Origin of the sequence: Xylanibacter ruminicola (assembly GCF_900107775.1) — a bacterium.
GTDB lineage: Bacteria > Bacteroidota > Bacteroidia > Bacteroidales > Bacteroidaceae > Prevotella > Prevotella ruminicola_C.
In genome coordinates, this window is the sequence record NZ_FNRF01000007.1 from 111,341 (window position 1) to 132,705 (window position 21,365).

Annotated in this window: 17 protein-coding genes and 1 pseudogene; 15 read left to right on the top strand and 3 right to left on the bottom strand. The window is 50.2% G+C overall.

Features of this window, described 5'->3' with window-relative positions:
- Window positions 1–3: 3 nt before the first annotated feature.
- Window positions 4–678, top strand: a complete 675-nt coding sequence (locus BLU97_RS15225; RefSeq protein WP_074762327.1) for a YggS family pyridoxal phosphate-dependent enzyme — start codon at window positions 4–6, stop codon at window positions 676–678.
- Here the strand turns inward: BLU97_RS15225 and BLU97_RS15230 are convergent.
- The gene (locus BLU97_RS15230) at window positions 650–1,432 is read right to left on the bottom strand and encodes an EFR1 family ferrodoxin (protein ID WP_074762304.1); all 783 of its coding nucleotides are present in this window, start codon (window positions 1,430–1,432) and stop codon (window positions 650–652) included. The two genes, BLU97_RS15225 and BLU97_RS15230, sit on opposite strands and share 29 nt — an antisense overlap.
- A 198-nt stretch (window positions 1,433–1,630) precedes the next feature.
- On the opposite strand from BLU97_RS15230, the gene BLU97_RS15235 reads away from it, so the two are divergent.
- From BLU97_RS15235 to BLU97_RS15270, 8 genes are all read left to right on the top strand, one after another.
- Window positions 1,631–2,242: a DUF4840 domain-containing protein gene (locus tag BLU97_RS15235; RefSeq protein WP_074762305.1), complete on the top strand. Its 612-nt coding sequence runs from the start codon at window positions 1,631–1,633 to the stop codon at window positions 2,240–2,242.
- Window positions 2,243–2,248: 6 nt separating this feature from the next.
- Window positions 2,249–2,755 (top strand): NUDIX hydrolase, encoded by a 507-nt coding sequence (locus BLU97_RS15240; RefSeq protein WP_074762328.1) that lies wholly within the window; start codon window positions 2,249–2,251, stop codon window positions 2,753–2,755.
- 231 nt (window positions 2,756–2,986) lie between these two features.
- The gene (locus BLU97_RS15705; protein WP_254771742.1) at window positions 2,987–5,035 is read left to right on the top strand and encodes a PP2C family protein-serine/threonine phosphatase; all 2,049 of its coding nucleotides are present in this window, start codon (window positions 2,987–2,989) and stop codon (window positions 5,033–5,035) included.
- Window positions 5,036–5,192: 157 nt separating this feature from the next.
- Window positions 5,193–6,653 (top strand): HAMP domain-containing protein, encoded by a 1,461-nt coding sequence (locus tag BLU97_RS15250; protein WP_081353058.1) that lies wholly within the window; start codon window positions 5,193–5,195, stop codon window positions 6,651–6,653.
- Window positions 6,650–8,602, top strand: a complete 1,953-nt coding sequence (locus tag BLU97_RS15255) for an ATP-binding protein (protein ID WP_074762307.1) — start codon at window positions 6,650–6,652, stop codon at window positions 8,600–8,602. Before BLU97_RS15250 ends, BLU97_RS15255 begins: the two co-directional genes overlap by 4 nt.
- Window positions 8,603–8,683: 81 nt before the next feature.
- Window positions 8,684–10,051, top strand: a complete 1,368-nt coding sequence (locus tag BLU97_RS15260) for a PTS galactitol transporter subunit IIC (RefSeq protein ID WP_074762308.1) — start codon at window positions 8,684–8,686, stop codon at window positions 10,049–10,051.
- 12 nt (window positions 10,052–10,063) lie between these two features.
- Complete coding sequence (gene kduI / locus BLU97_RS15265) at window positions 10,064–11,050, top strand: 5-dehydro-4-deoxy-D-glucuronate isomerase (RefSeq protein WP_074762309.1); 987 nt, start codon at window positions 10,064–10,066, stop codon at window positions 11,048–11,050.
- Between the two features lies 1 nt (window position 11,051).
- Window positions 11,052–12,506, top strand: coding sequence for an MFS transporter (locus BLU97_RS15270; RefSeq protein WP_074762310.1), 1,455 nt, complete (start codon window positions 11,052–11,054; stop codon window positions 12,504–12,506).
- A 77-nt stretch (window positions 12,507–12,583) separates the two neighbouring features.
- On the opposite strand, the gene BLU97_RS15275 is transcribed toward BLU97_RS15270, so the two are convergent.
- Complete coding sequence (locus tag BLU97_RS15275) at window positions 12,584–13,348, bottom strand: nitroreductase family protein (RefSeq protein ID WP_074762311.1); 765 nt, start codon at window positions 13,346–13,348, stop codon at window positions 12,584–12,586.
- Window positions 13,349–13,655: 307 nt separating this feature from the next.
- Between BLU97_RS15275 and BLU97_RS15280 the strand changes: the two are divergent.
- The 6 genes and pseudogenes from BLU97_RS15280 to BLU97_RS15305 form a co-directional block, all read left to right on the top strand.
- Window positions 13,656–14,096 (top strand): annotated as a pseudogene (locus BLU97_RS15280) (ribonucleoside-triphosphate reductase); the annotation flags it as partial.
- A 119-nt stretch (window positions 14,097–14,215) separates the two neighbouring features.
- On the top strand, window positions 14,216–14,575 hold the full coding sequence (gene folB / locus BLU97_RS15285) for a dihydroneopterin aldolase (protein WP_410543917.1): 360 nt from the start codon (window positions 14,216–14,218) through the stop codon (window positions 14,573–14,575).
- Window positions 14,576–14,653: 78 nt separating this feature from the next.
- Complete coding sequence (locus tag BLU97_RS15290) at window positions 14,654–15,838, top strand: N-acetylmuramoyl-L-alanine amidase (protein WP_139209059.1); 1,185 nt, start codon at window positions 14,654–14,656, stop codon at window positions 15,836–15,838.
- Window positions 15,839–15,855: 17 nt separating this feature from the next.
- Window positions 15,856–16,758 (top strand): MlaD family protein, encoded by a 903-nt coding sequence (locus BLU97_RS15295; protein ID WP_074762314.1) that lies wholly within the window; start codon window positions 15,856–15,858, stop codon window positions 16,756–16,758.
- A 327-nt stretch (window positions 16,759–17,085) separates the two neighbouring features.
- Window positions 17,086–18,507 carry a chromosomal replication initiator protein DnaA gene (dnaA, locus tag BLU97_RS15300; RefSeq protein WP_074762315.1) on the top strand — a complete coding sequence of 474 codons (1,422 nt, stop codon included), beginning with the start codon at window positions 17,086–17,088 and terminating at the stop codon, window positions 18,505–18,507.
- 11 nt (window positions 18,508–18,518) lie between these two features.
- Window positions 18,519–19,130, top strand: a complete 612-nt coding sequence (locus BLU97_RS15305; RefSeq protein ID WP_074762330.1) for a YiiX/YebB-like N1pC/P60 family cysteine hydrolase — start codon at window positions 18,519–18,521, stop codon at window positions 19,128–19,130.
- Here the strand turns inward: BLU97_RS15305 and BLU97_RS15310 are convergent, their stop codons facing one another.
- Window positions 19,131–21,215: a TonB-dependent receptor plug domain-containing protein gene (locus BLU97_RS15310; protein WP_074762316.1), complete on the bottom strand. Its 2,085-nt coding sequence runs from the start codon at window positions 21,213–21,215 to the stop codon at window positions 19,131–19,133. It lies immediately after the preceding gene.
- Window positions 21,216–21,365 lie beyond the last annotated feature (150 nt).

A 21,365-nucleotide genomic window follows, 5' to 3' on the forward strand; every position in this document is an offset into this window, starting at 1 on the left:
ATGATGGATTACGACGTTAAATCCCATCTGCACGAGGTGCTCGATACATTGCCACAAGGTGTTCGCCTTGTGGCTATCTCTAAATATCACCCTAACGAGTATATCGAAGCAGCCTACGAGGAGGGGCAGCGTGTGTTTGGCGAGAGTCACGAGCAGGAGCTGCGCCAGAAGCACCTTTCGCTGCCTCAGGATATCGAATGGCACTTTATCGGCCATTTGCAGACCAACAAGGTAAAGTACATTGCACCTTATGTAACAATGATCGAGGCTGTTGACTCGCTCAAGCTGTTGCGCGAGATTAACAAGCAGGCCGAAAAGTGTGGTCGCCGTATCAAGGTGCTGCTCGAACTGCATATTGCCGAGGAGGCTACTAAGTATGGTCTTTCGCTCGATGCCTGTCGCGAACTGTTGGCAGCTGGCGAGTGGCGCGAGATGCAGCATGTGCAGATTTGTGGTTTGATGATGATGGCTTCGTTTGTGGATGACGAAGCGCAGATTCGCCAGGAGATGCAGATCGCCCGCGATTTCTTCGACGAGGTAAAGGCTCAGTATTTTGCCGACGATGATGCGTTTTGTGAGCGTTCGTGGGGTATGAGCGATGATTATCCCATCGCCCTGCAGACTGGCTCAACCATGATACGTGTGGGCACTAAGATTTTTGGTCCCCGCGTTTATTAAAGTAGTACTGATCGCGCTTACGTGTAATCTTGCCAAAGTTGATGGCATGCACGGGGCAATAATGATAACAGGCTAAACAAGAGGTACACCGTCCGTTGTGAATCCACTCGGGCGGTGTTCCTTGTATATTATCCACAGGGCATACCTTTTCGCATTTGCCACATTTAATACATACATCCTCGTCAACCGTAAACTTCTTATCGTTTACCATACGGGCATTAAAGTAAGCACCAATCACGTACGAGTAGAGTCGGGGAGTACCGCCTTTCACTAGCTCCTCAACACCCGTCGTGCGCTCACGTATAACAGATATGATATGTGGCAGCATCTTTCGCGCCAGGTTAATCTTTGCGTGCTCCTTCTCCTCCGTGTCCGTGTACATAAACGGCAGGCACACGTAGCTCTCGGGCATCACAACGGCAAACTGTGTGGTGGCCTGTAAGCCGATAGCTGCTAAATCCTTGTTCAGTATCGTCATGGTTTCGCCCATGTTGTCGCCACATGTGGTCAGTGCCCAACAATAGGTGTTTTTTTTCGAAAAAGATAGTTTGGTGATAAACTCTCGTACGATTCTGGGTGGCTGCCAGCCATGGGTGGGGAAGCAGAAGCCGATGGTTTCGTTCTGCTTTAACTCAAACTGGTACTGTCCCTTACGTATCAAGTCGGGGATGTAGAATAGCTCTTCGCCGATGGCCTTTCTAATCTGCTGGGCCACCCATTTGGTGTTTCCTGTGCCTGTAAAATAGAATATCATGGTGCAAAATTACATTTTTTTGTTGATATTCTGATTAAAGTTTCGTGTTTTTCGCAAAAACAATATACCTTTGCATAGTCGAAACCTAAAAAAGCGACGAATTAAATATTATTAACGGTTAGTGATGCAAGATTTCGGGTTGTGGCGCATTAAGTGTGTGTACAATTCAAATCACAAAACAAAAACAATAAGTAAAAAATGAAAGCATTAAGAATTTTCTCTGTTGCATGCTGCATGGCAGCTGTTTGTTTAACATCGTGTATTAGTGATGATAGCAGTGAGGTTAAGAACCTTACTCCAAGCGAGATTGCTAGTTGCTTGAACGCCGTTCGTGGCACCCATAATGGTAAGGTGTACTATTCGGCTCCAACCCAGAAGGATGTAAATAACGTAGATTCAGTAGAGCTCAGCTGGTCTATCCTTACCGATAGCACCATGACCATCCACGATTTCCCTGCCCGTTTGCTGGCTCACAATATCGATAGCGTAAGTACTCAGGGTAAGGAGCTGCGTGCAGCCCTTCAGGCTGCCCCCGATCAGGACATTGATTGCTACATTGGTTTTATAAAGATTTCGCCTGTTTACTGGCTCATTAACCCCAAGGCTCCAAAATTCACCGTTAAGCTCAGCGATGGTGAGCACAAGGTACAGGTTGCTTTCTATTCTACCAACAGCTACTCAAGCGGTATCTATAACGCCAGCACTAAGGAGTTCTCGATGGAGATTATCGAGGGTGCCATCTATATGGACGATAAGCTTACCTCATATCTTAGCAAGAATACACCATTTGTTTTTTATCGCAACAAATAATAAGTGGTGATGAGCGATAATAGTGAGGAACTATTCCCTGTGGTAGCCGACGACGGCAGCGTTATCGGCTCAGCCACGCGAGGCGAGTGCCATAGCGGCTCTCGTCTTTTGCATCCAGTGGTGCATCTGCATGTGTTTAACAGTAAAGGCGAGGTGTATCTGCAGCGCCGCCCAGAATGGAAGGATATTCAGCCAGGCAAGTGGGATACCAGCGTGGGCGGTCATATAGATTATGGCGAGAACCCAGAACAGGCCTTGGTACGCGAGGTGCGCGAGGAACTTGGTATAACCGACTTTAAGCCCGAACGGGTAGGAATGTACGTGTTCGAGAGCGCGCGCGAGCGCGAGTTGGTATATGTGCATCGCACCGTTTACGATGGTCCTGTCACCCCTTCGGCCTCCGAGCTTGATGGTGGGCGGTTCTGGAGCATCCAGGAGATACGTTTGGCGATGGGCCGTGGATTCCTGACGCCTAATTTCGAGAGCGAGTTCCGCAAGTTCTTCTTGCCGTGATTTTTCTCCCTGTAATACTATATTTAAGCCCTGCAACCTGTGTTGTGGGGCTTATTTTTATACAGCATATATCCATAAAACCCAAACCCCAAAAATGGTTTCCTTAAAAATAATTAACAGACGCTTGGAGTACCAACTATAATGCTTACCTTTGCGCCACAAAAAAGGATTGTTTTCAGTAACACCAACACCAAAAAGGGAATTTTATTCACCAACACCAAACAAAAAGTTATGAGGTTAAAATGTATGATGGCCGCAGTGGCCTTATTGTTTTCAGGAGTTCTGCTATTCTTTACATCATGTGACAACCAACACGATTATCAGATTCAGGACGATGTTCTTTACACATTGCTTGCTCCCTACAACGTGGAGGGCATGGAACAACGTGGTGATAGCTTGTACGAGGCTGGACAGATTACCGACCTTTGCCGCAAGTTCTATCACGCTTACCCTCTTTGCAGTAAACATCACCAGTTTAACGCGGCCGTTCCCATTTTCCGTGAGATGCTGAAGGATGGTACTGAGGATTCGCTGGAGCGTTTGTTCCAGATTTATGCCGCTTCGGAGCTGACGATGATTCTGCGCTATCAGGGGCATATCGAGACCTCGATGCTCACGGCCATTGATGCCATGCAGCGATTCTCGCTCGACGAGGCGCTGCAGGATCAGATTGCCCTCGAGAGTTATATCCGCTTAGGAACCTTTGTGGGCGACGGTATGGTGTCGACAGGCGACTATGACGAGGCCGAAAAGCAGTTCCAGAAGTACTTCGATCTCTCGAACGAGATGAAGGCTGGCGTGCTGCGACTGGCCGAGTGGTATCCACGCCATTTCGAGCTGTTCGAGATTATCATCCGTGCCTATACCACCAGCGGTCAGTACGATCGTGTGCTGCCTTGGGTGGAGCGTTGCGAGGAGTCGGTTGATGAGTATTACAAGTCGCCCGAGTTTAAGGATATGCCTCATACCACGACTCAGTTTGTTGAGGGCTATCTTGCTGGTGCTCAGATATGTAAGGCCGTTGCGCTCGAGCATTTGGGCAGACCTGATGAAGCTGCTGAGGCTTACAATAAATACCTGAAGAGCGATATGGCTCACACCGTTATCGGTCGCCTTAATCGCGCCTTCTATCTCTCGGCCAGTCACCACTACCGCGAGGCTGCTATTATCTTCCAGAGTCTGGATAAGGCGCTGGCTGTTTATAGCCCCAGCATCTCGCTCGACTGGATTCACGAGTACTATCTGCCTAAGTTCGAGGCCAACCTGAATGCAGGTATGCGCGACTCGGCTTACGTGCAGGCCGCTATGATTTGCGAGCGCCTTGATACCACCCTGACTAAGTACATGCACGACGAGGGTAGTCAGCTGGGTCACATCTATGCCTCGCTGAAGAAGGAGGAGAAGATTATCGAGCAGGAAGAGCACATTATCAAGCAGCGCACCTGGGGCCTCTCGGGTTTCATTGTGCTGATGGTAGGCTTCTTCTCAAGCTATACCATTCGTAACCGCCGCCATGGTCGCCGTTTGGCCGAGGTAAAGGCTGCCCAGGAACGTATCGAGAGCGAGTTGCGAATTGCGCGCGACATCCAGATGAGTATGGTGCCTCACGAGTTCCCCAAGCACCACGGGCTTGATATGTTTGCCTTTATGGAGCCTGCCAAGGAGGTTGGTGGCGACCTGTACGGCTACGTGTTCGACCATAACAAGTTGTATTTTGCCGTTGGCGACGTGAGTGGTAAGGGTATCCCTGCCTCGCTGTTCATGGCGCAGGTTACACGTCTGTTCCATACCTTGGCCGACGAGCACCTGCAGCCCGCCCAGATTTGTAACATCATGAACAAGGAACTGTCGGGCGACGATAACATCAACGGTATGTTTGTAACCCTGTTTATCGGTCTGCTCGATCTCGATAGTGGTCACCTCAGTTTCTGCAATGCTGGTCATAATCCTCCTATCATTGATTGTGGCATCAAGGCTGCCGATTTCCTTACCATCGAGCCAAACGCACCTATTGGCTTGTGGCCCGAGGTAGAGTATATTGGCGAGGAGATTGAGAGTATCAAGGGCCGCACCCTGCTGGTTTACTCGGATGGTTTGAACGAGGCCGAGAATCTGGAGCAGAAACAGTTGGGTGATGAGCGCCTGCTCGAAATTCTGCGCTATACACCATTTGTATCGGCCCGCCAGATGATTAACCGTTTGCAGACCGAGGTTAACACCCATCGTAACGGAGCCGATCCTAACGACGATTTAACCATGCTCTGTTTGCGTGTAAGCTGATAATACCCAGCACAATCTTTCATACATAGAGTCCATGGGCGGGAGCTCGCAGTGATGCGGGTTCCTGCTCTTTTTGTAAAAAATATGGCAAAAATTTTGGTTGTATTAATTTTTTTTGTATCTTTGCCCCAAACAATCTTCTATTAATTTTGGAACAATGAAACCGAACATTCTATATACTATCATAAAATCACTATCTGCAAAGCTCAGTTTGTGGGTGGTATTGTTCGTGTCAATATTGTTTGCCGCCACTTTCTCCTTGATGTTCTATTATGCCCGCCAGGCGGTTCTCGACGAATCGCTGGGTAAGGCCGAGGATATACTTGATAAGTTTGAGATTTCGGTGGGGCAGAAGTTGCACGAGATTGAGGTCATAACCCGTCAGACCCATTGGTGGGTAGAGCAGAATCTGAACGACACACTCGAGATTGGGAAGTACACCCAGCAGATACTTGCCAACGAACCCACGATTATTGGCATTGCCACCGCCTTTGTGCCTGGCACCTATCCCGATCGTGGCGAAAAGGATTATATGATTTACTATCATCGCAAGAAAGGTAAGATAGTCAGAAGCGAGCAGTTTGCCCACGACTCGTATCTGCACCAGCAGTGGTACGAGGAGCCCATGACACGCGATAAGAATATGTGGACAGAACCTCGCGAGGATTACAGAACCGACGATGAGCCCATTATTACCTATGCCATGCCTGTACATAAGGATGGTAAGGTAGTTGGCGTGTATGGTGTTGATATCTCCATCTATTGGTTGACGAGAATCATTCACGAGCAGCGCCCGTTACCTAATGTAACTGGTTCGCTCATGACCCATTCGGGAGCTTTTGTCATCCATCCCGATACCTCGTTGTTGCGCCCACGCGCCATGTTTAAGCTGATGGAGATGTATCCTGAGGAGAAGTATAGCTTAACAGCCTATAGGATGATGAACGGCCAGAGTGGTACCGAGCAGCTCAGCCTGAACGGTACGCCCCGTGTGTTAGCTTATAAGCCTTTCGAGAAAACCCAATGGGAGATTACGGTGGCATGCCCCGAGGACGAGATTATGGGTAATTACAACACCATGATTCCACTGATGCTCGCAGTAGTGCTGCTGGCGCTGATAGCTATCGTAGTGTTCTGCTCAGTGTTTATCCATCGCGAACTGCACCCGTTGCGCGCTCTCGAGAAGTCGGCCCGTTTGATTAAGAACGGTCATTACGATGTGCCTATCAAGACCAGTAACCGCCAGGACGAGGTGGGTGTTCTGGCCAACAGTTTTATTACCATGCAACAATCCATCAGGCAGCACCTCGACGAGATCGACCACAAGAATCTGATGCTGGTTGAGCAGAACTGGCAGCTTACCGAGGCTCAGAAGCATAAGGCCGAGGCTGATAGGGTGAAGATGGCCTTCCTGCAGAACATGACCGATCAGATGGACGAACCTGTTAATGAGATATCGCGACTGGTAACCGAGGTGCGCCAGCATCATCAGGAGATGACCCACGAGCAGATTGTAGAGCTGGCCAATCAGGTTGATGCCCACACGTTTACCGTCACTCAGTTGTTGGGTAAACTGCTCGAAGTAGCCACTAAAAAACAAGAGGAGGACGAGGCATGAGTATATTATTAAATCGCATCAAACGCAAGCTGTCGCTCAAACTCAGTTTGGGCATCCTCTTGTTCCTGGTAGTGGTGTTCACATTCTCTATCGGCACCCTGTTCCTCTATTCGCGCCAGCTTGTAAAGCAGCAGGCTATGGCGCGCGCCAACCTTGAGCTCGAGAACTGTACCGAGCGTGTAAACGAGCTGATGAACGAGGTGGAAGTGGCCACCCGTACTGCCGTATGGCATCTGGGCGACGACATACGTCCCGACTCGCTGCTGAATTACATCCGATTGGTAGTAGGGCAGAATCCTAATTTCGATGGTTGTTCGGTGGCTATGGTGCCCGATTTCTTCCCCGATCGTGGCCGCTATTTCTCAGTTTATGCCTATAACCCGGAAAATGCCGATACGGTAGTGGCTAAGATCGAGAAGCCTTACGATTATTTCGACAAACCTTGGTATCGCACAGCCGCCACCTTAGGCAAACCCTGCTGGGTTGAGGCTTATGCCGAGGATTTGCAGGGCGTAGAGTCGACTGATTTCGACGATATGATTGTGTCGTACTGCGTGCCGATGTACGATCGCCACAAGCAACTGATGAGTGTCATCTCAACCGACTTGGCCATCGACTGGCTGTCGGAGGTGATATCGTCGTATAAGCCGTATCCTAAATCGTATGTCATGTTGCTGGGTGCCAATGGCCAGTATGTTGTGCATCCCGATACCACGAAGCTTAAGAGTCGTACCATCTTCAACGATGCCGACCCCACCAAGCAGCAGGATCTGATTTCGCTTGGTCACCAGATGATAGCCGGTAAGAAGGGTATGCTGAATGTAAAGGTGAACGGCGAGCCTTGTGTGGTGCTTTATCAGTCGCTTACCAAAGCCCCATGGAGCATGGCGCTGATTTGTTATGAGAGCGATATCTTTGTGAGCTACAACAAACTGCTCTACATTCTGATACCTGTGCTTACGTTTGGTTTGCTGCTCATTCTGGTATTCTGCCTCAATGTGGTGTCGATGATGGTGCAGCCGCTTAACGACCTGACCCGCCAGATCAGCTACATTACCGACGGCCACTTCCACGAGGCCATCAGCTTTAGTAGGCGTAAGGATGTGATAGGTCGCCTGCAGAATAATTTTGCTGAGATGCAACAGGCCCTGAGTAGTCATATCCTGAACCTGAAGCAAACCAACGTGGAGGCCGAGCGGATGAACCAGGATTTGGCCGAGGCCAACGAACAGGCGCATAAGGCCGACGAGAAGAAGAACGAGTTCTTGCAGGATATAACCCACCAGATACGTACGCCGCTCAACATTATCAATGGCTTTACCCAGGTGCTGCGCGACGATTACGAGAGCATCCCTCAGGAGGAGCTCGGCAATATTACAGAAACTATGCAAACCAACGCCATCCTCATCAGTCGTATGGTGGGTATGCTGATTGTAGCCTCGAATGCCGGTAAGGATGTAAAGGTGGATACCCATGAGCGTGTTTGTATTAAGGAGTTGATTCAGCATGTGGCCGATATCTATGCCTCGCGCCCGCCACATACCATCGACCTTACTACCGATGTGCAGGTGGATGATAAGCGTACGGTTAAAACCAATCGCGACTATCTTACCAAGGCCTTGAACGAGTTGCTGTTTAACGCCAAGAAGTTTACTACCGAGGGCCATGTAAAGCTGTCGGTAAAGACCGATGGACTTAAGGTGATGTTCTTTGTCGAGGATACAGGTCCTGGTATTAGTGAGAGTGTTCGCAAGAATCTTTTCGATACGTTCGAGAAGGGTGATATCTTTAGCGAGGGCTTAGGCTTGGGCTTGCCAGTATGCCGCCAGTTGGTGCGCCTGATTGGAGGCGAGCTGAAGCTGGATGCCACCTATACCAACGGCTCACGATTTGTGATTGTGATACCCGACGAAGAGGCATGGGTTGACCTGCACGACGACTTACGTTAACGTTTGAGTAAAAAAAACGTTCGCTTTCTCGTGTTGTTCGGCAAAAATGTGTATCTTTGCACCAAAAATCGACTAAAAACAATGGAACAAGTATTCAGTTACATTATCAGTCTTGGTGCATCGGTCATGATGCCCATACTGTTTACTATTATTGGACTTTGTATTGGATTAAAATTCGGAAAGTCCTTGAAGTCAGGACTTTACGTAGGTGTAGGATTTGTTGGTCTGGGCATTGTAACGGCCCTGCTAACTAACAATTTTGGCGATCCGCTTTCTGAGATTTCGCGTTTGTACAACCTCCAGCTCGGCGTGTTCGATATGGGTTGGCCAGCAGCAGCTGCTGTGGCTTACAACACGGCTGTAGGCGCACTCATTATCCCCATCTGTCTGGGTGTAAACTTCCTCATGCTCATCACCAAAACCACCCGCACCGTTAATATCGACCTGTGGAACTACTGGCACTTCGCCTTTATTGGTGCCGTAGCCTATTTCGTGATGGGTCAGAGTCTGGCATGGGGCTATTTTGCCGCAATCGTATGCTACATCAACACACTGGTAATGGCCGACCTTACAGCGCCAAAGTTTCAGGGCTATTACGAGGGTATGGAGGGCATCTCTATCCCGCAGCCTTTTGTGCAGAGTTTCACTCCGTTTGCCATGCTCGTTAATAAGGGCTTGGATATGATTCCTGGTTTCTCAAAGCTGGATATCGATGCCGAGGGATTGAAAAAGAAGTTTGGTGTGCTGGGCGAGCCCCTGGTATTGGGTGTTATCGTAGGTGCGCTGATTGGTGCTTTGGCTCAGTTGGATATTAAGAAAATCCTGTTCCTGGGTGTTACCATGGGTGCTGTGATGGAGCTCATTCCACGTATCACCAAGCTGTTTATCGATGGCTTGATGCCTATCTCAGAGAAGACACAGGAGGTGGTTAAGAAGAGGTTTAATGGTAAGAAGGTGTATATCGGCATGTCGCCAGCATTGGTTATCGGTCATCCCACCACGCTGGTAGTATCGCTGCTGTTGATACCTGTAACCCTGGGCTTGGCTGTTATCCTGCCAGGCAACCAGTTCCTGCCTCTGGCCTCGTTGGCTGGTATGTTCTATGTGTTTGTGATGGTGCTGCCTTACACCAAGGGTAACGTGGTTAAGACGTTTATCGTAGGTTTGGTGGCGCTGGCCATCGGCCTGTGGTTTGTAACCGATATGGCGCCCGCCTTTACGCAGGCCGCTCATACCGTGTTTGAGCAGACAGGCGATAACGCCGCCAAGATTCCTGAGGGCTTCGAGGCTGGTGCGCTCGACTTTGCTTCGAGCCTGTTTGGCTGGACTATCTACAAGTGCGTTAACAACCTGCAGTGGGTAGGTCTGGGCGTGCTTACTGTCTTTACTGCCGCTATGATGTGGTTCAACCGCAAGCGAATTATCGCCGATGAGAAGAATAATCAATAATAATTAATAACAATGAAGAAATCAATTTTTACTTTGATGCTTATGGGAAATCTGATGATGGCTTTTGGCCAGCAGAACATGACGTTCCAGACGGCTTGTCACCCTGCCGACGTGAAACATTACGACACGCAGACCCTGCGCGACCGTTTTGTGATGGAGAAGGTGATGGCGCCCAATGAGATTAACCTCACTTATTCGTACTACGATCGTTTTATCTACGGAGGCGCTATGCCTGTTAACAAGGATCTGAAGCTGGAGACTCATCCCCAGCTGCGTGCCGATTATTTTATGCGCAACCGCGAGCTGGGTATCATCAATACTGGTGGTCCTGGCGTGGTTATCGTCGATGGTCAGGAGTATCCACTTGGCTATAGCGAGGCCCTTTACGTAGGTCGCGGCTGGCTGGGTAAGGATAAGAAGGGTAACGATATCGACTGCAACAAGGAGGTTATCTTCCGCTCGAAGGATGCCAAGAACCCAGCTAAGTTCTATCTTAACTCGGCTACAGCCCACAAGCACTATAAAACACAGTGGGTTACACTCGATGGTCGTAAGAACGGTAAGGTACAGAGCCTGAAGGCTGTGATTGTTGGTACCAAGGAGAAGCCTCTGGGTAGCAAGGCCGAGAGTAATCTGCGCACCATCAACCAGCTGATTGTAAATACCGCCCTTGAGGAAGGTCCCTGCCAGTTGCAGATGGGTTTGACCCAGTTGCAGGAGGGTAGCGTATGGAACACCATGCCACCTCACACCCATGGTCGCCGTATCGAGGCTTATTACTATTTCAATCTGCCCGAGGGTCATCAGATCAGTCATGTGATGGGCGAGCCCCAGGAGACCCGTGTGGTATGGCTCAAGAACGAGCAGGCCATCATGAGTCCTGAGTGGAGCATTCATTGCGCTTCGGCCACCTATTACTATACCTTTATCTGGGGTATGGCTGGCGAGAACCTGAACTATAACGATAAAGATAATATCGACGTTAAAGACCTGAGATAATATGACACCAGTACAGACTACAAAAATGTCCAACTTCCGTTGGGTTATCTGTGCGCTGCTGTTCCTGGCAACCACAGTAAACTATATGGACCGTCAGGTTCTCTCTTTAACTTGGAAGGATTTTATTGCCGTTGATTTCCATTGGACCGATGCCGACTATGGTAAGATTACGGGTTTGTTCTCGTTGTTCTATGCCATTGCCAACCTGTTCTCAGGTAAGTTCATCGATTGGATGGGCACCAAGAAGGGTTATCTCATCGCCATCTTTGTATGGAGTACAGGTGCTGTGATGCACGCTGGTTGCGGATGGGTAGCCATGAATATCGAGGGCTACGACAGTATCGAGGCACTGCGTGCTGTTCAGGCTGGTAGCGATGCCGCTGTGGCCATTGCCACCATCTCAGTATGGTTGTTCCTCTCATGCCGTATGATTCTGGCTGTGGGCGAGGCTGGTAACTTCCCCGCTGCCATCAAGGCCACTGCCGAGTACTTCCCCAAGAAGGACCGTGCTTTCTCAACCTCTATCTTTAATAGTGGTGCATCGGTAGGTGCGCTGGCTGCGCCTGCCACTATCCCCCTGTTGGCTCGTGCCTGGGGATGGGAGATGGCCTTTATCATCATTGGTGTGCTGGGTTATGTTTGGATGGGCTTGTGGATGTGGTTGTACGAGAAGCCACGTAGCAACAAGTTCGTGAATCAGGCCGAGCTGAACTACATTGAGCAGGACAACGACCTTGAAGAGGTGAAGGATCGCGGCGAGGTGAAGGAGGAGAAGGCTATCCCATTCCTCAAGTGCTTTACCTATCGTCAGACTTGGGCTTTCCTCGTAGGTAAGCTCATGACCGATGGTGTGTGGTGGTTCTTCCTGTTCTGGGCGCCTGCTTACTTCAGCGACCAGTACGGCTATACCTCCGATTCGGCTATGGGTATTGCGCTCATCTTTACGCTCTACCTTATTGTAACCGTTCTCAGTATCGGTGGTGGTTATCTGCCTACCTATTTTGTTGATAAGAAGGGCATGAACCCCTATCTGGGTCGTATGCGTGCCATGCTGATATTTGCATGTTTCCCAGTATTAGGCCTGCTGGCTCAGCCTCTTGGTGCTTATAGCGCTTGGTGGCCAGCCATCCTGATTGGCTTGCTGGGTGCAGGTCATCAGGCATGGAGTGCCAACCTGTTCTCAACCATTGGCGACATGTTCCCCAAGAGCACCATCGGCACCATCGTTGGTCTGGGTACTATGACGGGTGGTTTCGGCTCGATGGCCATCAACATGGGTTCGGGTGAGTTCTTTACCTGGGCAGCCAATCAGGGTGCCGCCTTCCAGTTCTTCGGCTTCGAAGGCAAGCCTGCTGCCTACATGGTAGTGTTCTGTATCTGTGCAGTGGCCTACCTGATAGGTTGGTGCATCATGAAGGCACTCGTACCAAAGTACAAACCTATCACACTCGAGTAGTTTTTTAGGCACGGATTACGCGGATTACACGGATTAAGTCCTCGCGCTATATATTTAGGCACGGACTTAATCCGTGTCTAAATTTTCTGCAGCAGGATGTTGTGGGGGAGGAAACCTTGGCGTACTAAGGTTTGGAGGAGTGTGGTCGACATCGCTTCGTTGTCCTTGCGCGTGTAGCGGATATCCGTAAATATCTGGGCCAGGGTTTCTTTGTTGTTGATCTTCACAAAGTTCTTATTCTCCTCCAGGTTCTCCTTATAATTATAATAGGTATCGATATCAGCACCCAGATAGTCCTGATAGGTCTCCTGATGTACAAAGCTCTCCAGCGGCAGACGATCGCTCAGGGCGGGCTCCTCGTCGGGCCAACCCACAGTAAGCGTGGCCACAGGCATCACCAGCTTTGGCAACTGCAGCACGTCGATAATCTGCTGGGGCTGATACACGGTGGTACCCAGGTAGCAGTAGCCCAAGCCTTCCTCGTCCATCAGGTTGCACAGCGTCTGGGTGTAGAGTAGGGCATCGGTAGCCGCGTTGATAAACGACAGGAAGTTGTCGTAACCCGGCTCGGCCTTGCGGCACTTGGCCCATGTGCTGGTGCGGTTAAAATCGGCACAGATGGTAAGCACCACAGGCGCCTGTTTCACCATGGGCTGGTTGAAATGGGCTGGTGCCAGCTTGGCTTTCATCTCGTCGCTTCGGGTCACCACCACGCTGTAAAGCTGCAGGTTTCCCATGGTCTGGGTTCGTGCGGCCTCGTTCATCAGGCGGTTCAGCAACTCGTCGCTCACTGGCTCCTGGGTGTATTTTCTGATGGTTCGTCGTGTCAATAAATGTTTCATATCTCTTAATTTTGCTTATAAAAATCTGCTTTTTTGTATTATTTGGTTGCAAAAATACAAATAATTCGGCAAATTTATCTAACTTTGCACGCAAAAATAGTTTGATATGGAAGAAAACTTGCGTAGTGAACTCGTTGAGCGTATTGCTCACGAACTCACAGCCATAGGTCAGCACAGCGATGCTACTCTGTCCGAGGAGCGTGTGGCCAGCATCCTTAACCAGTGCCTCAAATCGGTTAAGGCCGATGATGCCGAATTGCTGCTCACGTTGGCCAATCAGGCATTCGATATCTTCTTGTTGGGCACCCGCCCCGAGGTAACCGAGGTGCGCCCCGAGGTGTTGGAGTGCGACGTAGTACGTTTCCAGAACAACCGCGAGAAATGGGTGGCATTGGTAGGCTTGCTGAATGGCTACCCTTACGAGATATTTACTGGCTTGGCCGACGACGAGGATGGCATTGTGCTGCCCAAGACCGTTACCACGGGTAAGATTATTAAGCAGGTTAACCCCGATGGCACCAAGCGTTACGATTTCCAGTTCGAGAACCGTCGTGGCTACAAGACCACTGTCGAGGGCCTCTCGGAGAAGTTCAACCCCGAGTACTGGAACTATGCCAAACTGATATCGGGTGTGCTGCGCTATCGCATGCCTATCGAGCATGTTATCAAGCTGGTAGCTTCGCTCTCGCTCAAGGATGAGAGCATCAACACTTGGAAGACAGGTGTTGAGCGCGCGCTGAAGAAGTACGCTCCTGGCTGCCACGATGAGGAGGAACTCCAGATGGAGGATTAAACATTCTTGGCGGAGCCAAGCGGCAAAGCCGAGCGAAAGATTAAACATTAAAGATTAAACATTAAAGATTGGAGATTGAGAGTTACATATATCTGGACGAGGTTAGGTTTTATGCCTTTCATGGGGTGATGCCCCAGGAGACTCAGGTGGGCGGCGAGTTTTTGGTTAGCTTGCGTGTGGGTTATCCCATCCAGGCGGCTATGGAGACTGATGATGTGGCCGACACGCTGAACTATGCCGAGCTGTTCCAGTTGGTAAAACAGCAGATGGACATCCCCTCAAAGCTGCTCGAACATGTGGCAGGTCGCATTGTAAAGGCCATCCACGAGCAGTTCCCGCAGGTGTCGAGCGTCCATCTACGTATCACCAAAAAGAATCCGCCGATGGGGGCTGATGCCGCTGGCGCGGGGGTCGAGGTAAATGTAAAAATGTAAAAATTAAAAAATTGAAGATTGGTTAGGAAAGTGATTAGGTTAAGATATATATTATGTGCGTTACTGCTGGGTGGGGCTATGATAGCCCAGGCAGCTGATAAAACTGGTTTTACACTCGTGATTGATGCCGGTCATGGCGGTCACGATACGGGTGCCGTGGGTGCTATCTCTAAGGAGAAGAACCTCACGCTGAAGTTTGCGCTGGCCTTCGGACGTATGGTTGAGCAGAACTGTCCCGACGTAAAAGTGGTTTATACCCGCAAAACCGATAAGTTTGTAGAGTTGTACCGTCGTGCCGAGATAGCTAATCAGGCCAAGGCCGATTTGTTTATCTCTGTCCACATCAACGCCTTGCCAAAGGGTAGGGTGGCACGTGGTTTCCAAACCTACACTCTGGGTACCAGCAAGCGTACAGGTAGGCAGACGGGGGTGCTGCAGAACCTGGAGGTGGCCAAGCGCGAGAACTCGGTTATCTTTATGGAGAAGGACTACCAGCAAACCTATCATGGCTACGATCCTAACTCGCCCGAGAGCGATATCATGTTCGAGTTTATCCAGGATAAGAATATGGAGAACAGCGTAGAGCTGGCCAAGTACATGCAGCGCTACGTGTGCCAGGCCACTGGCAGGCAGGATATGGGTGCCCAGCAGGACAACCTGGCTGTGCTGCGCCTCTCGTCGATGCCTGGTGCGCTGTTGGAGTTGGGCTTTATCTCAACCCGCGACGAGGAGGAGTTTATGAACTCGGCCCGTGCCGAAACGCTGTATGCCACAGGAATGTTTAATGCCTTCCTGAACTATCGCAAGCGTCATGGTGGTAGCATCACCATCCCTTATAAGAAGATTGATGAGCCCGGGCCTGAGCGCCGACTGGCCCCACTGCCCGATGCACAGGTAGAGGAGCCCCAGGAGCAGGTAGTCGAGGCCAAGGTAGAACCCGTTGAGGTGCGCCAGGTTAACGAACCCAAGCCCGCTGCTGCAGCTCCCACCAGCGATGCCCCTGTGTTTAAGGTGCAGATACTCTCAAGCTCCAGCAAGATCAAGGCTGGCGATGCTCGCTTTAAGGGACTTACCGATGTGGATTCGTATCGCGATGGCGGTATGTATAAGTACACCGTTGGCGCATCAACCGATTACAACGAGATCTACCGCTTGCGCAAGCAGGTGGCTGCCACCTTCCCCGAGGCGTTTATCATTGCCTTCAAGGACGGTCAGCGTGTAGATGTGAATGCGGCTATCCGCGAGTTTAAATCAAAGAAATAAATTATAAGCTATAAGATATGAAAAAGTTTTCGAAAGAAATTCAGATTGCCCTGGTGGCCGTTGCCGGTCTGTTGGTGCTTTATTTTGGTTTGCACTTCCTAAAGGGAATGACGCTGTTTTCTGGCGACAACAAATATTACGTTAAGTTCAAGGATGTTAGCGGCCTGTCAGTGGCCAGTCCTATCTTTGCCAACGGCTACCGTGTAGGTGTGGTCGAGGATATCATGTTCGACTATCAGAACACAGGCGAGATTGTGGCTGCTATCGATGTGGATACCGAGCTAGGTGTGCCCAAGGGCAGTCGGGCCGAGATTGCTACCGACCTGATGGGCAACGTAAAGGTGCTGCTGGTGCTGGGTAATGCTGCCGACGGTATGGTGGCCCCTGGCGATACCATCACAGGCAGTCAGCAGGTAGGCGCTATGGGTAAGGCTGCCGATATGATTCCAGCCGTACAGCAGATGCTGCCTAAGCTCGACTCTATCCTGGCTAGCGTCAACACTCTGTTGGCCGATCCTGCCATTGCCAACTCGCTGCACAATGTAGATCAGATAACTGCCGACCTGACACGCACCTCGCACGATCTCAGCCTGCTCACAGCCCAGCTGAACCGTCAGATGCCACAGATGCTGCAGAATGCCGATGGTGTGCTGGCAAACACCAACCAGATTACCAAGGATATCAGCAACATGGATTTTGCCGCCACCATGACCAGTGTTAACACCACGCTGAAGAATGTAGAGCAGATGACTGCCGCCCTGAACAGCCGCGAGGGCACCCTCGGACTGCTGATGCGCGACCCCAGTCTGTACTACAACCTGAACAGCACCATGATGCATGCCGACTCGCTGATGATTGATCTGAAGCAACATCCAAAACGCTATGTTCACTTCTCAGTTTTCGGCAAGAAAGACAAGTAAATTAGATTTCGTCTAAATAACAAGTTTTGGCCATAGGTGTATTTTTTATGCCTTGGCCATTATTTTTTGTGTGTTCGCACACGTGTAAGTGCTTGATTTTCAGGTATTGGCGTGTTTGCAAGTGGGTAGAATCGGTGCTACTTTTGTGAAACACCGTAACTATCACGTTTTTAGGCAGTTACATATTGTGTACACACGTCGGGGAAAATCGGGCATTTGCAAGTTTCAAAAATTTGTTTTACCTTTGCACTCGGAAACAACAATAAACTCTACAAGCCTAAGTCTTGTATATTGTTTGATAAAATTTAAAAATATAACATTCGCCAAATGAATAATAATCATCAGGCGCTCTGGGCCGACTGCCTTCGTCTCATCCAGGCTAACGTTACAGAGCAGCAGTACAAAACGTGGTTTGCACCAATCGTGTTCGAGTCGTTCGACGAAGCGAACCGTTCTGTTCTGGTGCAGGTTCCAAGCCGATATGTATTCGAGTTCTTGGAGCAGTACTACGTTGGATTATTAAGTAAGGTATTAGAGCGAGTGTTTGGTACCAATGTAAAACTCAATTACAGAATCGTTGAGGTAAAGGCTGCTACCGCTAAGGGTCGCGATGTAACAACCGATGTAGAGAGCGAGGGTCCCAGCTTGGAGACCGTTCCTGCCCGTCAGCATCTTAACAAGTCGCCCAATGTGCTCGATGCCCCCCGTCAGCAGCAGCTCAATCCCCAGCTCGACACCAAGAAGGGTTTCCATAACTATATCGAGGGTAACTCAAACAAGCTGCCCCGCACTGTTGGTCTCTCTATCGCCGAGCACCCAGGTAAAACCACCTTCAACCCCTTCTTTATCTATGGCCCATCAGGTTGTGGTAAAACCCACCTCATCAACGCCATCGGACTGAAGTGCTGCGAGCTTTACCCTAACAAGCGTGTGCTGTATGTAAGTGCCCGCCTGTTCCAGGTTCAGTTCACCGATTCTGTACGTCAGAATACCACGAACGATTTCATCAACTTCTATCAGAGTATCGACGTGCTGATTGTCGACGATATTCAGGAGTGGGTGAATTCGCCAAAAACACTCGACACCTTCTTCCACATCTTCGATCACCTGTTCCGTATCGGCAAGCAGATTATTCTGGCCAGCGACCGTCCCCCAGTAGATCTTACTGGTGTTAAGGACCGCCTGCTTACCCGTTTTGCCTGCGGACTGATTGCCGAGCTCGAGAAGCCCAACGTGCAGTTGTGTGTAGATATCCTGAACGCTAAGTGTAAGCGCGACGGCCTGAAGATTCCTGCCGACGTGATTGAGTATATCGCCCAGACTGCTAATGGCAGCGTGCGCGACCTGGAGGGTGTGGTAAATTCGCTGATGGCTTACTCGATTGTTTACAATTCTAATATCGATATGAAGTTGGCCGAGCGTGTTATCAAGCGTTCTGTTAAGGTGGATAACCATCCGCTGACTATCGACGATATCCTTGATAAGGTCTGCAACCACTATGGTGTCAGTCAGCAGAGTGTGTTCAGCAAGAGCCGCAAGCGCGATTTTGTGCAGGCCCGTCAGATTTCGATGTACCTGGCCCAGAAGCACACCAAGATGCCTTCGTCGCGTATTGGTCAGCTCATCGGCGGTCGCGATCACTCTACCGTTATCCACAGCTGCAACGCCGTAGAGCAGCGCCTTAAGATTGATAAGGCCTTCGAAGCCGAGCTCTGCAGCATCGAGAATTCGTTTAAGCTTAAAGGTTAATGCATCGTTGCATGAAAACAATATTTAGTTTTTGCCTGTTGCTGACAATATCCCTGCAGGGCGTTGCTCAGAACATGGCACAGCAGTTACAGGAGGGCGACCTCCTGTTTTGCATTTCTGCCCAAGGCAATCATATTACGCAGGTTACCCAGGGCGTTGATGATTTGGCTATCGATCATGTAGGCATGGTGCATTTTTGTAAGGATAGTGTTTTTGTGCTCGAGGCCATCCACCAGGGCGTAGTGCTAACGCCTATCGATAGCTTTCTGGTGCGTCGCGATTCGCTGGTCATCGCCACTCGGTTAAAAGATACCACTGGCGTGGCAAGTTCCGTTCAGCGTGCCCTGCAGTATTTAGGTCGCCCTTACGACTTTATGTTCATGCCTAGCGACGACGAGTTTTATTGTAGTGAGTTAGTGCAGAAAAACTATCTTGATGCCGATGGCCAGCTGATATTCGAGCCCATCCCCATGTCGTTCCATGATAAAACGGGCAAAGTAACCCAGTTTTGGAAGGATTACTATGCCCGTAAGGGTTTTCAGGTTCCTGAGGGCTGTCCGGGTAGCAATCCTGGCGATTTGTCGCGCAGCCCCAAGCTCAGGTTCCTGTTCAGTTTCCGTTAACTACAGTTGGATGTTAAATCCAGCCATCCACCATCTGCCTGGTTGTGGTATGTGGCCAAAGTCAACGTATGTTTTGTTCAGCAGATTGTTAGCCTCTACATACATCGTGTAGTTATCGGCATTCCAACTCAGTCGTGCGTCAACTATGCCGTACGGCTTGTAGTCTGTTATCTCGCCGTCGGCGTTGGTGTAGGTGCCCGTTCGGTCCTGCATGCGGTAGCTGATGTTTGCATGCAAGCGCTTCCAGAGGTTGGCCTGCAGCTGTGCCACCAGTTTGTGTCGCAGATACTCCAGCGTGTACTGGCTCTGTATGCCGTCGGTCTCCACCTTATCCTGGTCAATGTAGCTGTAATCTACCTGCAGGCGTTTCAGTATGTGTTGTGCAGGCATCATCTCCTGTAGGTTCAGGGCCAGTGTGGCCTCTATACCAGTGGCGTTCACCTTGGTAAAGTTTACCGATTCCCATGGTGCATCCACATCATCGCTGCGCCTAATCCAGTCAATCAGGTTCTTGCAGTGGTTACGATACACGCTCAGCTTGGCGTCAACCAGGTACGAGTTGTATTGCAGTCCGCCCTCTACGGCCGCCAGTTCCTCAGGTTTCAGGTGCTTGTCGGCCTTATGCCCGCCCACCGAGTAGTACAGCTCGGTAACCGATGGCATGCGTAGCGATGTGTTGTACGATGCATACACCTTCCAGTTGCTGCCAATACGGTAGCTGGCATCAATGCCTGGATACAGACGCATGTTCATCTCGTTCCACGAGTTTTTTACGGCCACCACGCCTGCCGAAAGGGTAAAGCGCTCAAGCAGTATGTTATGTTCCAGCACAAAGCTCATGTTGGTGCGGTTCAGACCGTACTCGTAGTTACGGTCGGTACCATGAATATGGTGTGTGCGCGATAGTGGCTCGCCCAGATTGCCGCTCACAAGGTCTTCGTTGCGCAGTTCGGCGCCTATGGCTGTGCGCCCTGCAGCCCAGTCAAAGTGGCTGTTCAGGTTCACGCCGTACACATCCGTGCGATGGTAGTTAAAGGGGTAGATATCGGGTGCATCTCTAAACAGCTCAAAGCGATCTTGCGATCTGTTCCAGTATATGGTTGGTTTCAAGTGCAGGCGCCCTTGTTTGTTCTCGGCTGTTACGGCAGTGTAGGTTTTCAGTGTGTGCTCAAACTGGTCGTCCCATTTGGCGCCATAAAAGGTGTTCGAGCCAAAATCCCTTACGCTTATACCTGCATGCCAGTTCACGCGTATGTCGTTGTCGTCGTACTGCCCCTGGTAAAAAGCCTTTCCGCTTTTGTAGTCGGCATTCAGTTTGCCAGCCTTATTGCGGCTGTAGCCGTCGCTTCGGGTATAGCTGCCTGACAGGCTGTGGCTGGTTTTGCCACCAAATGCCACTCTGCCTCCTACCTGAGCATACCCATACGAACCAGCTTCGGCATGCACGGCAATCTCCTTCCTCCTTTCTCCTTCGTCCTTCCTCGCAGAAGGAGTCGTCACGATATTAATCGCTCCCACCAGACTCGACGTACCATACACACGCCCTGCAGGTCCCTCAAGCACCTCTATGCGCACTATGTCGCTGATGTCTACAGGAAAGTCGAAGGCGTTGTGGCCCGTTTGCGGGTCGCAGATGTTGATACCATTCAGCAGGATGGTAATCTGCTCGTAGTTGCCTCCTCGAATCGACACGTCGGTCTGGGCACCGATGGGTCCTCGTTGCCTCACATCCACGCCTACAGCGTACTTTAAAAGGTCGTTTACACTTTGTACTGGCGCCTGCGCAATCTGCTGGCGGTCCAGTACAGTTACCATTCTCGCAGCCTGACTCTTGGTCAGTGGCGCCCTCGATCCGGTTACGCTAACCTCGTCGAGCATCATCTCGCGTGCAGTTGTCGTAGCGGTAGAGTCGCTCACCACAGGGTGTGTGCTCACGCTCTCGGCCGATGCGTAGGTAAGGGTGCTAACCGAAAGCACGCTGCAAACCACCTCGCGGCCCAGACAACTGAATAGCGAGTAGCCCTTGTTTCCGAAATGACGGAAAACCAGGCGCTGGCGCTTCATGTTGAATGCTTGTTTGTACATAAATAATTTTTGTTACCTAAAAAAAATCGGGTGCAAAATTAATGCATTTTTCTGTAACAAAACACTTAAAAGCTGTAAAACTTTGTAAAATTTTTAAGTTTTCTTTGTTTGTTTCAATTTATTTGTGCACCTTTGCAGCGCACTAAACAT